Origin of the sequence: Winogradskyella maritima, from assembly GCF_042650215.1 — a bacterium.
GTDB classification, from domain to species: Bacteria; Bacteroidota; Bacteroidia; order Flavobacteriales; family Flavobacteriaceae; genus Winogradskyella; species Winogradskyella maritima.
Genome location: NZ_JBHSAT010000004.1, coordinates 1 through 15,241, shown reverse-complemented (window position 1 = coordinate 15,241; position 15,241 = coordinate 1). Strand labels below are relative to the sequence as shown.

Below are 15,241 nucleotides of genomic sequence, written 5' to 3'. Positions count from 1 at the left end.
AATTTATTTGTCTAAGTTAATCATAGCCCAAACGCCTCTTTCACCTTCTCCACATAATCCAATTTCTCCCAAGTAAACAACTCTACATCTAAAGTCACTGATTCTCCATAAGGCTGTTCAAAGGTTTTGGATACGGTTTCCGTTTGGCGTCCCATATGTCCGTAAGCCGCAGTTTCACTGTACATAGGCTGACGTAATTTTAAGCGCTCCTCGATGGCAGCTGGGCGCATGTCAAAGATCTCAGAGACTTTTTTGGCAATTTCTCCGTCCGTTAAATTGAATGGACAAGTACCGTAAGTGTCAACAAAAATCCCCATCGGTTCTACAACGCCAATGGCGTATGAGACTTGTACCAACACTTCGCTACATAAGCCTGCAGCAACGAGATTTTTGGCAATGTGTCGAGTTGCGTAAGCCGCACTTCGGTCTACCTTACTTGGATCTTTACCCGAGAAAGCACCACCACCGTGAGCACCTTTGCCACCGTAGGTATCTACAATGATTTTTCGACCTGTAAGTCCGGTGTCACCATGAGGCCCACCAATCACAAATTTTCCTGTTGGGTTAATATGATATTTAATGTCGTCATTAAATAATGCTTGTATTTCTTCTGGCACCTGTGCAACAACACGTGGGATTAAAATCTCAACAATGTCTTTTCGGATTTTGGCCAACATATCCTCATCGCTTCCAAAGTCATCATGCTGTGTAGAAACAACAATGGCTTCGATACGTTGCGGTACATTATCATCAGAATATTCTATAGTAACCTGACTTTTAGAATCCGGACGTAAATAGGTGATGTCTTTATTTTCGCGTCTTAAGGCGGCCAACTCCTTCAAAATAAGGTGTGACAAATCTAAGGCTAATGGCATGTAGTTTTCAGTCTCGTTGGTAGCATAACCAAACATCATCCCTTGGTCACCAGCACCTTGTTCTTCTTTAGATTCGCGGTCTACGCCACGATTGATGTCTTCAGACTGTTCGTGGATAGCTGATAATACACCACAAGAGTTGCCATCGAACATATACTCACTTTTAGTGTATCCAATCTTGTTAATGGTATCTCTTGCAATTTTCTGAACGTCTAAATAGGTGTTGGATTTTACCTCGCCAGCAAGAACAACCTGTCCCGTGGTTACGAGAGTTTCGCAAGCTACTTTTGAATCTTTGTCAAACGCTAAAAAGTTATCGATAAGTGCATCACTTATTTGGTCAGCAACTTTATCTGGGTGTCCTTCAGAAACACTTTCTGAAGTAAATAAATAAGCCATAAATTATTGTTTTCGTCGGAAGATTTGACGTAGCCAAAGAGGAAGCATTACACTGTTCTTTAGCATTTTTTGCAGAGGTTGCAATCAGTTCAAATCTATCCTCTTATTACGAACGCAAAAATAGAGATTTAAAGTTGAATTCAAAACCAGTTGCTCGTATTTTCAAATTCAATTAGGCAAATAATTAAATAAATAACCAAAATTATTTGGATTTCTAACTTTTCTGTTGCAATATTTGTGCTCATAAAGTTCAACAACTTACTGAAATGTTATCAAGAAAGGTGGAGGGAATAGACCCGTTGAAGCCTTAGCAACCCTTAGACTTACTAAGAAGGTGCTAAATTCTACTTGGCAAAGCGAATCATTTCTCGCGGACCTGGATAGATAACTCAAGTGTAAATACTCATCTGTATTTACCTTATTTTTTCTTATAACATTTTTCTATTAAGTATGCCTTTCGGGGCTTATTGACTTTTTGGTTTAATCATTTATTAACTCAAAAAACTAGAAAAATGAGTTCACAAAAATTCGCAACCAAAGCGTTGCATGCCGGACATGATGTCCAAGCCAATGGAGGTACCAGAGCGGTGCCAATTTACCAATCAACAGCCTATGTGTTTAACGATTCTGACCATGCGGCAAATCTTTTTGCCCTTGCGGAAACTGGAAACATTTACACAAGGATAAACAACCCAACCAATGATGTATTGGAGCAACGACTTGCTGCATTAGAAGGCGGTATTGCCTCGGTTTTAACAGCCTCTGGTACTTCTGCTATTTCTACAACACTTTTAACGTTGTTAAGAGCGGGAGATCATATTGTAGCCTCAAACAGTCTTTATGGAGGAACTTACAATTTGTTGAATGTGACTTTGCCAAGACATGGTATTACAACTACGTTTGTGGATCCATCAGATGAAAATGCTTTTAAAAATGCCGCACAAGAAAATACGAGGGCATTTTTTATAGAGTCTTTGGGAAATCCAAAATTGGACGTATTGGATATTGAATCGATTTCAAAAGAAGCAATAGCACATAAAGTTCCTTTAATTGTGGACAACACAGTTGCCACGCCGTATTTGCTGAATCCGATTGCACATGGTGCTAATATTGTTATTCATTCGCTGACTAAATACATCAACGGTAACGGAACAGCACTTGGTGGTGTAATTATTGATGCTGGAACATTTGATTGGACAAACGGTAAGTTTCCTGAATTCACAGAACCTTCTGCTGGCTATCATGGTTTGGTCTATAGCGAAGCCTTAGAAGAAGCTGCTTTTATTGCTAAAGTTAGAATTGAGGGGTTAAGAGACTACGGTGCAGCCATAAGTCCATTCAATACGTTTCAAATTATTCAAGGTCTTGAAACATTGGAGTTGCGTATTAAGAAGCATTCTGAAAATGCCTTGAACCTTGCCAAGTGGCTACAAACGCAAGAGGAGGTAGCTTGGGTGAATTACCCAGGCTTAGAAGAAAGCCCATACCATCAACTTGCTAAAAAATATCTGCCAGAGGGTCAAAGCGGCATTGTCACCTTCGGACTAAAAGGCGGTTTTGAAGCGGCTAAGAAAGTAGCTGATACTACGAAGTTATTTTCACTCTTGGCTAATATTGGTGATACCAAATCCTTGATTATTCATCCTGCGAGCACGACTCATCAGCAACTTGATACAGCACAACAGCAAAGTACTGGTGTTACTGAAGACTTAGTAAGGCTTTCAGTGGGATTAGAGAATATTGAAGATTTAAAGGCTGATTTAAAAGCGGCTTTTATTCTTATTAATACACCGGTAACGGCATAAATCAATAGAGTCATTGGGCTACATTCTCTGTGGCCCGGTGATTTCTTTAATGTTATGACGGAAGCACTAAAATTTTTAGATATTCAACACTTTGCACTAAGCTGTGGTGCTGAAATCTCTTTGCGTTTAAGCTATCAAACTTTCGGTTGTGCGCTCGGGTCTGCACCAGTTATTATGGTAAATCACGCCCTTACAGGCCATAGTAATGTTAGTGGCGAGCATGGATGGTGGTCAAAGCTGATTGGAGATGCTAAAACAATTAATACCACTCAGTTTACTGTCATTTGTATAAACACACCTGGTAATGGTTATGGCAATTATCAAGAATCTTTTGCTGAAAATTATAAATGTTTTACCGCTAAAGATATCGCCTTGATTTTTTTGGAAGCCCTTAATGTTCTCTCCATTTCAAAGCTGTATGCATTGATAGGAGGCTCGGTTGGTGGCGGTATAGCATGGGAAATGCTTGCGGTTAAACCCGAATTGGCGAAGCATTTTATTCCAATTGCTACAGATTGGAAAGCTACGGATTGGTTAATTGCCAATTGCCATATTCAGGATTCTATTCTCAATAACTCAAAAGACCCTCTTGTTGATGCGCGTTTACACGCTATGACTCTATACCGGACGCCAGAGTCCTTTAAGAGCAAATTTCACAGAGCACATCAAAATGACGATTTGTATAGTGTGGAATCTTGGCTCAATCATCATGGTAAAACGCTTTCAAAACGCTTTAAGCTAGCATCATACAAAATAATGAACCAAATATTGCGCACTGTAGATATTACTAAGGATGGAGAATCTTTTATTGATATTGGCAGTCGTATCACGGCAACGATACATATTGTTACTATTCCTTCCGACTTGTTTTTTAAGTCTGAAGAAAATTGGGATACCTATCTGGATTTAAAAACTGTAAAAGACAATGTTTTCATTCATGAAATAAAGTCTATCCATGGGCACGATGCTTTCCTAATAGAGTACCAGCAATTGAATACAATTTTAAAACCGATTTTTCAATCGGAATACTATAAATATGAAACAGATAAACCTCATTATATTCGGAATCGGTAATGTCGGTTCTACGCTAATCAAGCAAATATTAGAACAAAAAGATAACATTACCGATTTGCAAAAGCTAGATATACGCATACCACTAATTGCCAATAGTACACATGTTTTCTTTTCCGACGCGTTGACTGGAAGTTGGTCATTGGATTTCGAAAAATTTTCAGAACCCTATAAGTTCCAAGATATCATTGACTTTCTACAAAGCAATGATTTTCAACATACTATTGCTATAGATGCCACAGCAAGCACAAATTTTGTAAAGCACTACGCGCAATTAATCGAAGCTGGTTGCCATATTGTTTCGGCCAATAAAGTAGCCAACACCTTAGATATTGAATTCTACAAAAAGTTAAGAAAAAAACTAAAAGAACACAATCGATTATTCCTTTATGAAACCAATGTTGGTGCGGGATTACCGATTGTGGAAACTGTCCAAAATCTTCATCGTTCTGGAGAAAAAATTAAAAAAATTAGAGGTGTATTTTCAGGGTCGTTAAGTTATATCTTCAATAAATTTTCAGAATCTGAGGCCCCATTTTCAGACATCGTAGGGCAAGCCACGGAAAAAGGGTATACCGAGCCAGATGCGCGTGATGATTTATCGGGTAAGGATGTCGCTAGAAAGCTTCTCATCTTGGCAAGAGAGTTAGGATTGACGCTTAACCTTCAGGATGTAGACGTGGAATCTCTGGTGCCTTCAAACTTAAATGGTAAAACGACGCTTAATGAATTTAAAGCCCGAATTTCAGAATTGGATGAGCCTTTCAAACAGAAAAAGCAATCCCAAACCAATGATGTATTGCGTTATGTGGGCGAGTTAGATGTTAAAACAAAGCAACTAAAAGTGGAGTTGGTATCAACCTCCAAAGCATCACCGTTAGGGCAATTGCAAGGTGCGGACAATATTTTTGAAGTTTACTCCGAAACATACACGGAGCGCCCATTAATACTCCAAGGCGCTGGCGCAGGCAAAGAAACCACGGCACGAGGCTTATTTACGGATATTTTAAAAATTTCTAAACAGATTGCACATGCATGAGAATTTAGAAACTTTAGCCATTAGGAACCAGGCTGAGCGTTCACAATATCTAGAACATTCAGTACCAATATACTTAACATCTAGTTACGTTTTTGAGGATGCTGAGGATATGCGTGCCTCATTTGCCGATGAAAAAGACAGGAATATTTATAGCAGGTATTCTAATCCTAATACTTCAGAATTTATAGATAAAATCTGCAAAATGGAAGGTGCAGAGCGTGGGTATGCCTTCGCTACGGGAATGTCTGCAGTCTTTTCAACTTTTGGTGCTTTGTTAAGTGCCGGCGACCATGTGGTTTCCTGTCGTAGTATTTTTGGCTCTACCCAAACCATGCTCAATACTATCCTTCCGAAATGGGATATCACCACCAGCTATTTTAAAATTACTGAAACTGAACAACTCGAAGACTTTATCCAGCCCAATACCAAGGTGATTTATGCAGAAAGCCCAACCAATCCGGCAGTTGATATTCTAGATTTAGAATACCTTGGGAAAATTGCCAAAAAACATAATCTCATTTTAATAATAGATAATTGTTTTGCAACGCCATATCTGCAACAACCCATAAAATTTGGTGCTGATTTGGTGATTCATTCTGCTACCAAAATGATTGACGGACAAGGTCGGGTTTTGGGTGGTGTCACTGTTGGTAAGGCGGATTTGATTAAAAAAATTTATCTCTTTTCTAGAAACACGGGGCCTGCACTATCGCCGTTTAATGCTTGGGTACTTTCAAAAAGTTTGGAAACCCTTCCGGTAAGAGCCGATAAGCATTGTGAAAACGCATTAAAAGTAGCTGAATTTCTAGAAACCCATCCTCAAGTTGATACGGTAAAGTACCCCTTTTTAAAATCACATCCACAGTACCAATTAGGCAAAAAGCAGATGAAGCATGGTGGCGGAATTGTGGCATTTCAAATTAAAGGAGGTGTCCAAGCAGGTCAAAAATTCCTCAATAGCATAAAGTTGTTGTCCCTTTCTGCCAATTTAGGCGATACCCGAAGCATAGTCACGCATCCCGCATCAACCACGCATGCAAAAGTCACCGAAGAAGAACGGCTAGAAGCTGGAATTACGGCTGGATTAGTCCGAATTTCTGTAGGATTAGAACACATCGATGATATTATTAGCGATTTAAAACAAGCTTTGGAAAACGCCAAACACTAGCTTTCATTTTTAAATTTATGAGCACAATAAAAGACCAATTACAAAAACGAATCCTAGTCCTAGACGGCGCCATGGGTACCATGCTTCAACAATATCAGTTTGAAGAAGACGATTTCCGGGGCGAACGTTTTAAAGACTACGAACATTCGCTGAAAGGGAATAACGACTTATTATCTTTAACACAGCCCGAAGCTATTGCGGAAGTGCACGCCAAGTATTTTGAAGCTGGTGCAGACATCGTTGAAACCAATACCTTTTCGGGGACGTCTATTGCGATGGCTGATTACCACATGGAAAATTTGGTGTACGAACTGAATTTTGAATCAGCAAAAATAGCAAGACAAGTTGCGGATAAATTCACAAAGCAAAATCCCGAAAAACCGCGTTTCGTCGCCGGAAGTATTGGCCCAACCAACCGAACGGCAAGTCTAAGCCCGGATGTTAACCGACCAGAATACAGAGCCGTCACTTTTGAAGAATTACGAGTCGCTTACAAAGAGCAAGTCGAGGCCTTGATTGATGGTGGTGTCGATGTCCTTTTGGTCGAAACTATTTTCGATACGTTAAATGCAAAGTCAGCATTATTCGCTATTGAAGAAGTGAAGGAAGAACGCCAAATCGATATCCCAATTATGGTTTCTGGAACAATAACCGACGCCTCTGGCCGAACACTATCTGGACAGACCGTTGAGGCTTTTTTAACCTCAATCTCGCATATTCCGTTACTGAGCGTAGGCTTTAATTGTGCATTAGGTGCCCAACAATTACAACCCTATCTAAAGCGATTGGCGCATATTTCATCATTTAATATATCGGCGCATCCGAACGCCGGATTGCCAAACGCTTTTGGAGAATACGATGAAAACCCTGAAGAAATGCAAGGTTATATTGAAGCTTATTTAAAAGACGGCCTTATCAATATCATCGGTGGTTGTTGCGGAACAAGCCCAGCACACATAAAAGCGATTGCCGAAGTCGCTGAAAAGTATCAACCGAGAAATCCTATCCCTAAATCCCTTTCCAAAGTAAAGGGACTTTTAAACGTCGAGTAAATGAAAGATGGCATACTAGAACTAAACAAAAAAGCCTCTTCCCTTGGGGAAGAGGTTGGAGATGGGAGATACCTAACCCTCTCCGGCCTAGAACCTTTGGTCGTCACTCCCGAAAGCAATTTTATTAACGTGGGCGAGCGCACCAATGTTACAGGCTCACGGAAGTTCTTACGATTAATCAAAGAGGAAAAGTTCGAAGAAGCCTTGTCCGTCGCGCGTGACCAAGTGGATGGTGGTGCGCAAATTATTGACGTCAATATGGATGAAGGTATGTTAGACGGTGTCAAAGCCATGACCACATTTCTTAATCTCATTGCCTCTGAGCCAGATATTGCTAGTGTTCCGGTAATGATTGATAGCTCCAAATGGGAAATTATTGAAGCGGGCCTTCAAGTGGTTCAAGGTAAATGCGTGGTCAACTCCATTAGCTTAAAGGAGGGTGAAGATGAATTTATCCGTCAGGCAAAATTGATTAGACGTTACGGAGCTAGTGTCATTGTTATGGCGTTTGATGAGGTTGGTCAGGCCGATAACTACCAAAGACGAATCGATATTTGTAAACGGTCTTATGACATATTAGTCAATCAAGTCAATTTTCCGCCCGAAGACATCATCTTCGACCCTAATATTTTCCCCGTAGCAACTGGTATGGAAGAGCACCGTAGAAATGCGCTCGACTTTTTTGAAGCCACCAAATGGATACGGGAAAATTTAGCGTATGCCAATGTATCTGGTGGCGTGAGTAATGTGTCCTTTTCATTCCGAGGCAACACCACGGTTAGGGAAGCGATTAATTCTGCGTTTTTGTATCACGCCATTCAGCATGGTATGAATTTAGGAATTGTCAATCCTGTGTTGTTAGAAGTTTATGACGAAATCCCGAAGGACTTATTACAGCACGTAGAAGATGTGTTGTTTGATAGACGGGATGATGCCACCGAACGATTATTGGACTTTGCTGAAACGGTAAAAGGCACAACCAAAGACGCCGATACCACCAAGCTGGAATGGCGAAACAAGGAACTACAAGCACGGATTACCTATGCCTTAGTAAAAGGTATTGATGCCTTTATTATTGAGGATATTGAAGAAGCGAGGCAACAGGCTGAGCGTCCGATTGATGTGATTGAAGGCCATTTGATGAAGGGTATGAATGTGGTTGGCGATTTATTCGGAAGTGGAAAGATGTTCTTGCCACAAGTCGTAAAGTCAGCTCGTGTTATGAAAAAAGCCGTAGCCTATCTACAACCGTATATCGAAGCTGAAAAAGACGGGAAAGCGTCTAGTGCTGGCAAGATTCTCATGGCCACGGTTAAAGGTGATGTCCACGACATCGGAAAAAATATCGTCAGTGTGGTCTTGGCCTGTAACAATTATGAGATTGTAGACTTGGGTGTTATGGTACCGCCCGAAAAAATCATTCAAACCGCTATTGAAGAACAGGTTGATATAATTGGGCTTAGTGGATTAATAACGCCGTCGTTGGATGAGATGGTTTACATCTCAAAGGAAATGGAGCGCCAAGGACTAAAGATTCCCTTGATGATTGGTGGCGCAACAACATCGAGAGCGCATTCCGCAGTAAAAATTGCACCACATTATAACAATACGGTGATTCATGTTAATGACGCTTCAAGAGCGGTGACAGTTGTTGGTGATTTACTCAATAAGAACAATACGATTTACAAATTGAAGATTCGGGAGGAGTATGATAAATTTCGAGAGCAGTTCTTAAACCGAACGAAGCAAAAGGAATACATCAGCCTTGAAGAAGCCAGAGCCAATAAATTTAAAATCGATTGGAAAGCCTTAGATATTGTAAAACCTAATCAATTAGGAATACAGGTTATTGAAGATTTTGATTTGAAGTTGTTGGTTGATTATATCGATTGGACCCCATTTTTTAGAAGTTGGGATTTACATGGCAAGTTCCCCGAAATTCTGAAGGATGATGTGGTGGGCGAGCAGGCATCGGAATTATTTGCCGACGCTAAAGAACTCCTTCAAAACATCATTACTAACAAATCACTTAAAGCCAAAGCGGTCTTTGGTTTGTTTGAAGCCAACGCGGTTGATGACGATGATATTGAAGTCTCATCTGTCAGTCTGAGCGCCCTATCTGCCGACAGGCAGGCAGTCGAAGACCAAGATGAGCCATACAAATTCCTAACCCTACGCCAACAACTCAAAAAAAGACAAGGTGTTCCAAATTTCGCACTTTCGGATTTTGTAGCACCGAAGGCATCGGGAATTCAAGATTATATAGGCGCATTTTGTGTCACTACTGGTTTCGGTACCCAAGAACTTGCCGAGCAGTTTGAAGCGGATAACGACGATTACAATAGTATTATGGTTAAAGCACTGGCCGACCGCTTGGCAGAGGCCTTTGCAGAATATTTGCATAAAGAAGTACGCACCAAACATTGGGGATATGCTAAAGATGAGAACCTAAGCAATGCAGATTTAATTAAAGAAGCGTATAAAGGGATTCGTCCCGCACCTGGTTATCCGGCATGTCCGGACCACTTGGAGAAAAACACCATTTGGAATTTACTAAAGGTTGAGGAAACCATCGGTGTAAAACTGACGGAGAGTTTGGCAATGTGGCCTGCATCTAGCGTCAGTGGCTACTATTTTGGAAACAAGGACGCCAAGTATTTTGGCTTGGGAAAAATCACCGATGACCAATTGGAAGATTACGCCAAGCGCAGAGACATCAGCAAACAAGAGGCTGAAAAATGGTTAAGCCCCAATTTAGCGGGTTAGTGCGTTAGGGATTGAGCGGCATGTCTGAGCTCTGCTGACTTTTTCTGTCAGCAAGCGAGTAGTGAAAGCCCGACGTTTTGCGCTCCTGCAAGGTTTTCAAAACCTTGTAGGTATAAGCAAAAGGTAACGCCAAAGAAAAATAAAAAACTAAAATGTAAAACTATGCTCCTCCGTCGGAAGAGTTAGAAGAGGCCTATGAAAGTAACAGAACACATAAAATTAGCTAAGGAAACCCAGTTTTCTTTTGAGATTTTACCGCCGTTAAAAGGGCAACATATTCAGTCGATTTTTGATAATATTGACCCTCTGATGGAGTTTAATCCGCCTTTTATTGACGTGACTTATCATCGTGAAGAGTATGTGTATAAAGATGCGGGGAATGGTCTTTTAAAGAAGCAGATTATTAAAAAACGCCCGGGTACTGTTGGGATTTGCTCGGCGATTCAGAATAAATATGGCGTGGATGCTATTCCGCATATTTTGTGTGGTGGATTTTCTAAGGAAGACACGGAGAATTTTTTGATTGACCTCGATTTTTTAGGCATTGATAACGTTATGGCGCTTCGTGGCGACCCCGTAAAATCTGAAACCTATTTTAAGGCAGAGCCAGACGGTCATACCTTTGCCAGTGATTTAGTGAGCCAAATTAGTGAACTTAATGAAGGTAAATATTTAGATGAGGAATTAGAAAATTGTTGCGAAACCAACTTTTGTATCGGTGTGGGTGCCTATCCCGAAAAGCATATGGAAGCACCGAGTCTGGATAGTGATATTCATTTTTTGAAGAAAAAGATTGAAAAGGGTGCCACTTACATTGTGACCCAGATGTTTTTTGATAACGAGAAGTATTTTCAATTCGTTGAAAAATGCAGAACCGCAGGGATAACGGTACCTATAATTCCTGGGTTAAAGCCAATTGCAACTAAGAAACAACTGAATATTGTTCCCTACCGTTTTCATGTGGATTTGCCGGAAGATTTAATTCTGGAAGTCATTAAATGCAAAGATAATACTGCGGTAAGGCAGGTGGGAATTGAGTGGTGCGTTACACAATCCAAAGCACTGATGATGGCTGGTGTACCAGTACTTCACTATTATTCCATGGGGAAAAGTGAGAATATAAAGACCATAGCTTCGGAAGTGTTTTAATCTTAAAACCTAACAATTTAATAGCATTGCGGTGCTGTTGTAGTCATATATTCTGTTCAAATTTGCACTGAATTTAAATGAACTATGAAAACAATTAAAAAACAAAAACCTGAATTGAGATTTGCCATTCAGATTGTGGTATTGACAGCCTTGGCCTTGCTTACAGCATACTTTATGCAAGCCTAACTCAAATGAATCAACGGCAATTGTAATTTATAGTTACATTTGCTTTCGATTTTTCGATATATGAGGCGACTCCTGTTTTTATTCCTTCTTTGTTGCAATAGTCTTTGGGCGCAACATCTAACGTCCGATGCCTATCTAGACCTTCAGTATTTCTCTGGAAATATCGCTTTACACAACAATGATATTCTGCATTTAATTTCGGATCATCCTGAAGGTGTTATCCTTAGCTACAACAAAAAAACCTTTGGTGATAAAGCTTGGGAAGCACGTTACAACTACCCAGATTACGGAGCGTCGGTGATTTTTCAAAACCTTCGGAATGATAACCTCGGAAAAAACATAGGCGTTTACGGACATTTCAATTTTTATTTCTTCAATCGGAATATGCAGATGCGTATCGGCCAAGGCTTGGCGCATACTTCAAACCCATATGACCGTGAAAGCAACCCCAAAAATATTGCCTTTGGTTCGCGGATTTTAAGCAGTACTTATTTGATGCTGAATTATAAGAAAGAGCGTCTTTTTAAAAACATTGGGCTTCAAGGTGGTCTGTCTTTTGTGCATTACAGCAATGCCAATGTAAAAGCGCCAAACACCAGCATCAACACACTGGCGCTTAACTTGGGTTTGACTTACAATTTTGAAGAGGAAGACCGGGCGTTTCAACCGCTGGAGAACTCGGAGCGATTTATAGAACCAATTCGTTATAACATCGCTTTTAGAAGCGGTATTAACGAAAGCGATATTGTCGGTTCTGGGCAGTTTCCGTTTTATATTGTGTCGGCCTATGCGGACAAACGCTTGAATCATAAAAGCGCCGTTCAGTTTGGGGCGGATGTTTTCTTTTCTAACTTTTTAAAGCAGTTGATTCGGTTTGAAAGTACGGCACAATTAGAAAATAGCGAGATTACTGGCGATGAAGATTATAAACGTATCGGTCTATTTGTTGGGCACGAATTATTCATCAATAAATTATCGATTGAAAGTCAATTGGGCTATTACGTCTATTACCCTTTCGATTTTGAAGGAAGCACCTATATTCGAATTGGTCTGAAACGTTATTTCGGTGAGAAATTTTTCGGTGCTGTGACCTTAAAATCACACGGCGCTAAAGCTGAAGCTGTTGAATTTGGAATAGGTGTGAGATTATGAAAAAACTGTGTGTCATCATATTAATTTTAGGATTTTGGTCTTGCGATACCGAAAATGCGCCAGACTGCATTCAAACGGCTGGTTCAATCATCCAGCAAGATTTTACCGTGGACAGCTTTGATAAAATCTTAATCAACCGCGAGATTGAATTGGTCATTTCAGAAGGGCCAAACTACGAAGTTACAGTAGAAACCGGCGAGAATTTACTGAACGACATTTCCGTTGAAGTCTTGGATGGACGTCTGGTGCTAACCGATAATAATACCTGTAATTATGTGCGCGATTTCGGGATAACCAAAGTTTATGTGACTACTCCAACATTAACCGAAATTCGCTGTTCTACGCAATATGATATATCGTCAGATGGCGTTTTAACCTTTCCGACTTTACGCCTTATATCAGAAAATTTTAACGAACCCGACTCTTTTCCAATTGGTGATTTTAAGCTCAATATACAAGCGGACAATCTAAGAATAGGGAGTAACAATTTATCGTTTTACTATCTGGAAGGACAAGTTGAGAACTTGGTGGTTAACTTCTTTTCAGGCAACGGCCGATTTGAAGGCGAAAACCTCATAGCACAAAACATCTCCATCTTTCATAGAGGCTCTAATGATATGATACTAAATCCCCAGCAATCCTTAACAGGGTCTATTCGCTCTACGGGGAATGTCATTTCTAAAAATCAACCGCCAACAGTTGAGGTGGAAGAAGTGTTTACGGGACGGCTTATTTTTGAGTAGGGGCGTGGGTTGGTACTTTACTTTATAAGTACTGCCAAAGTAGGCGAGAACAGGCAATTACTTATAGCCATTGTTGCCAGCAGTATTTTATTTTCTTTCAATTTTTACTAATCCTTGTCTCGTTGCCAAATACAAATCTCCGTTATTGTCAAAGGTCATTGTTGAAATGTAAGAGGTAGGAATTTCAGAGTTTTCAGTATGGTAATTCTCCCAATTGCCATTTAAATCATATCTAACCAATCCTGCTCTATCAGTTGAAATCCAAATAATTTTTTCTTTTTTGTCATAAAGAACACACGTTGTATGGTTAAAGGGCATACCAGAATTTTCAGTTGTGAATTGTTTGAAGTTTCCATTTACATCTCTTATTGCTATTCCCTCATCATTGTTAACCAGCTTTTTGTTTTTTCTGTCAAATTCGTAAAGTGTAAAATATAGGTTTCCGTTTTCGTCTTCATCCATCGAAGTGATGCATTTCCCTTTTAAAACTGTGGATGATTTCTCGAAATTTGTTACTTGATTGTTTTCATCTATCATTGCTGTTCCATCATAAGTTCCAATCCAAATTCTATTTTTTGAATCTCTTTTAGCAAATGAAACTCTATCACCAGGTAAGTCTTTGTATAAGCTTTTATCAATTTTTGACCAGTTACCATCTTTAAGAATAGTTACTCCATTTTTTGAACAGAAAAATAATTCGCCTGTTTTTGGGTTGTTAACAATATTATAGACAGAATTAATTCCAATTTGTGTTGAGTCATATTTTATCCATTTATCATTATCATAACTGTATATGTTTTTTTTAGCATAAATCCATTTTACATTATTGTTATCTGTTGCTAATTCGTAATAGCCGAAGTATTTACCTTTATCAGAAATATTTTGTTCGGCATTTTTAAATTCGCTTCCATCAAAAGTTACCAAACCTTGGCTCACAGTAAGCCATATTAAGCCATTTTTATCAATGGAAATATGGTCATTCCAATTATTAGGTAGATTTGAGTTTTTTGAATTCCAAACAGTTATTTCATAATTACTTAAGTTCTCGTTTTTGTAAACATAATTTTCATTATAGATTTCTGGGCTATTTGGCTTGTCAAAAGATTTCTCAAAAGCCTTTTTATCAACTCTCTCAATTTGTCCTGTAATTTTGTTATTATCTACTTTGAAAACAATATTGATTGAAGATTTTTCTTCTGTTTTACCGTTTGTTATTGCGGGTGTCCAATTTTTGAATCGATTCAGCTCTTTAATTAATTTCTTTGTTATGAAGTTTTTTGATTTGTCTGTATGACTCAAGACACAAGCGCGTCCTTTTGAATTAACAAGAACTTGAAACATAACAGCTCCTTTAATTCCATCCAATTTTAATTCATCGTTCAATTTTTCTTGAAGTTTTGAAAACTCCTTTTCTTGATAACCAGCTTGGATGTCTCCGCAGTCCAGACAAAATTTATCAGTCTTACAGTTGTCTAATTTTACAGGGAAGAGATTTTGGGCGTTTAATGAGAATGTAATTCCCATAAGTAGTATAAAAAAAGGTAATTTCATTAATTCAATTTTTCTTTGCGTTTTTTTGTTCATATTGCTGGCAACGTTAATGTATATGAGCTGTGGCGTGTTTTAGCATAGACCTATCCTGATAAAAACTGGCTTTGGAAAATCCGCAGGATTTTCCAAGTGTGGACTGACCAAGCCATAGCTTATATACGTCTTAAGTTTACAATCCATTAAATTTAGAGTTATAAACAGAAAAGACAAAAGAGAGGATCAAGGTTATTATACACGTAGAAGCCTAGACTTCGTCAACATTGAAAATCCCCTCTCTTTTTCTAC

Annotated in this window: 11 protein-coding genes and 1 riboswitch; of the genes, 9 read left to right on the top strand and 2 right to left on the bottom strand. The window is 39.3% G+C overall.

All coding sequences use genetic code 11. The features are described from left to right. Window positions 1–20: 20 nt before the first annotated feature. Window positions 21–1,274: a methionine adenosyltransferase gene (gene metK, locus ACFOSX_RS01185; RefSeq protein ID WP_386096191.1), complete on the bottom strand. Its 1,254-nt coding sequence runs from the start codon at window positions 1,272–1,274 to the stop codon at window positions 21–23. Between the two features lie 266 nt (window positions 1,275–1,540). Beyond that, window positions 1,541–1,665: riboswitch (SAM riboswitch) on the top strand. Between the two features lie 121 nt (window positions 1,666–1,786). Between metK and ACFOSX_RS01180 the strand changes: the two genes are divergently transcribed. The 9 genes from ACFOSX_RS01180 (at window position 1,787) to ACFOSX_RS01140 (ending at window position 13,405) form a co-directional block, all read left to right on the top strand. Continuing rightward, on the top strand, window positions 1,787–3,079 hold the full coding sequence (locus tag ACFOSX_RS01180; RefSeq protein WP_386096189.1) for an O-acetylhomoserine aminocarboxypropyltransferase/cysteine synthase family protein: 1,293 nt from the start codon (window positions 1,787–1,789) through the stop codon (window positions 3,077–3,079). Window positions 3,080–3,133: 54 nt separating this feature from the next. Continuing rightward, window positions 3,134–4,153, top strand: a complete 1,020-nt coding sequence (locus ACFOSX_RS01175; RefSeq protein WP_386096187.1) for an alpha/beta fold hydrolase — start codon at window positions 3,134–3,136, stop codon at window positions 4,151–4,153. Further along, window positions 4,116–5,189: an aspartate kinase gene (locus ACFOSX_RS01170; RefSeq protein ID WP_386096185.1), complete on the top strand. Its 1,074-nt coding sequence runs from the start codon at window positions 4,116–4,118 to the stop codon at window positions 5,187–5,189. Before ACFOSX_RS01175 ends, ACFOSX_RS01170 begins: the two co-directional genes overlap by 38 nt. Continuing rightward, complete coding sequence (locus ACFOSX_RS01165; protein ID WP_386096183.1) at window positions 5,182–6,357, top strand: trans-sulfuration enzyme family protein; 1,176 nt, start codon at window positions 5,182–5,184, stop codon at window positions 6,355–6,357. Before ACFOSX_RS01170 ends, ACFOSX_RS01165 begins: the two co-directional genes overlap by 8 nt. A 17-nt stretch (window positions 6,358–6,374) precedes the next feature. Beyond that, a complete protein-coding gene (locus ACFOSX_RS01160) occupies window positions 6,375–7,409 on the top strand; it encodes a homocysteine S-methyltransferase family protein (RefSeq protein ID WP_386096181.1) in 1,035 nt (344 codons plus the stop codon). After that, a complete protein-coding gene (metH, locus tag ACFOSX_RS01155) occupies window positions 7,410–10,175 on the top strand; it encodes a methionine synthase (protein WP_386096179.1) in 2,766 nt (921 codons plus the stop codon). A gap of 195 nt (window positions 10,176–10,370) precedes the next feature. Further along, entirely contained in the window at window positions 10,371–11,324 is a 954-nt protein-coding gene (gene metF, locus ACFOSX_RS01150) for a methylenetetrahydrofolate reductase [NAD(P)H] (protein ID WP_386096177.1), read from the top strand. 246 nt (window positions 11,325–11,570) lie between these two features. Continuing rightward, complete coding sequence (locus ACFOSX_RS01145; RefSeq protein ID WP_386096175.1) at window positions 11,571–12,662, top strand: acyloxyacyl hydrolase; 1,092 nt, start codon at window positions 11,571–11,573, stop codon at window positions 12,660–12,662. Further along, the gene (locus ACFOSX_RS01140; RefSeq protein ID WP_386096173.1) at window positions 12,659–13,405 is read left to right on the top strand and encodes a head GIN domain-containing protein; all 747 of its coding nucleotides are present in this window, start codon (window positions 12,659–12,661) and stop codon (window positions 13,403–13,405) included. Before ACFOSX_RS01145 ends, ACFOSX_RS01140 begins: the two co-directional genes overlap by 4 nt. 87 nt (window positions 13,406–13,492) lie before the next feature. Here the strand turns inward: ACFOSX_RS01140 and ACFOSX_RS01135 are convergent, their stop codons facing one another. Beyond that, window positions 13,493–14,956, bottom strand: a complete 1,464-nt coding sequence (locus tag ACFOSX_RS01135) for a ligand-binding sensor domain-containing protein (RefSeq protein ID WP_386096171.1) — start codon at window positions 14,954–14,956, stop codon at window positions 13,493–13,495. Window positions 14,957–15,241 lie beyond the last annotated feature (285 nt).

Excerpts from the sequence above, each read along its gene's own strand:
- ACFOSX_RS01170 (WP_386096185.1), top strand. The coding sequence starts at position 4,116 with ATGAAACAGATAAACCTCATTATATTCGGAATCGGTAATGTCGGTTCT.
- ACFOSX_RS01140 (WP_386096173.1), top strand. The coding sequence starts at position 12,659 with ATGAAAAAACTGTGTGTCATCATATTAATTTTAGGATTTTGGTCTTGC.
- ACFOSX_RS01160 (WP_386096181.1), top strand. The coding sequence starts at position 6,375 with ATGAGCACAATAAAAGACCAATTACAAAAACGAATCCTAGTCCTAGAC.
- metK (WP_386096191.1), bottom strand. The coding sequence starts at position 1,274 with ATGGCTTATTTATTTACTTCAGAAAGTGTTTCTGAAGGACACCCAGAT.
- ACFOSX_RS01135 (WP_386096171.1), bottom strand. The coding sequence starts at position 14,956 with ATGAAATTACCTTTTTTTATACTACTTATGGGAATTACATTCTCATTA.
- ACFOSX_RS01175 (WP_386096187.1), top strand. The coding sequence starts at position 3,134 with ATGACGGAAGCACTAAAATTTTTAGATATTCAACACTTTGCACTAAGC.
- metF (WP_386096177.1), top strand. The coding sequence starts at position 10,371 with ATGAAAGTAACAGAACACATAAAATTAGCTAAGGAAACCCAGTTTTCT.
- ACFOSX_RS01165 (WP_386096183.1), top strand. The coding sequence starts at position 5,182 with ATGCATGAGAATTTAGAAACTTTAGCCATTAGGAACCAGGCTGAGCGT.
- ACFOSX_RS01180 (WP_386096189.1), top strand. The coding sequence starts at position 1,787 with ATGAGTTCACAAAAATTCGCAACCAAAGCGTTGCATGCCGGACATGAT.
- ACFOSX_RS01145 (WP_386096175.1), top strand. The coding sequence starts at position 11,571 with ATGAGGCGACTCCTGTTTTTATTCCTTCTTTGTTGCAATAGTCTTTGG.
- metH (WP_386096179.1), top strand. The coding sequence starts at position 7,410 with ATGAAAGATGGCATACTAGAACTAAACAAAAAAGCCTCTTCCCTTGGG.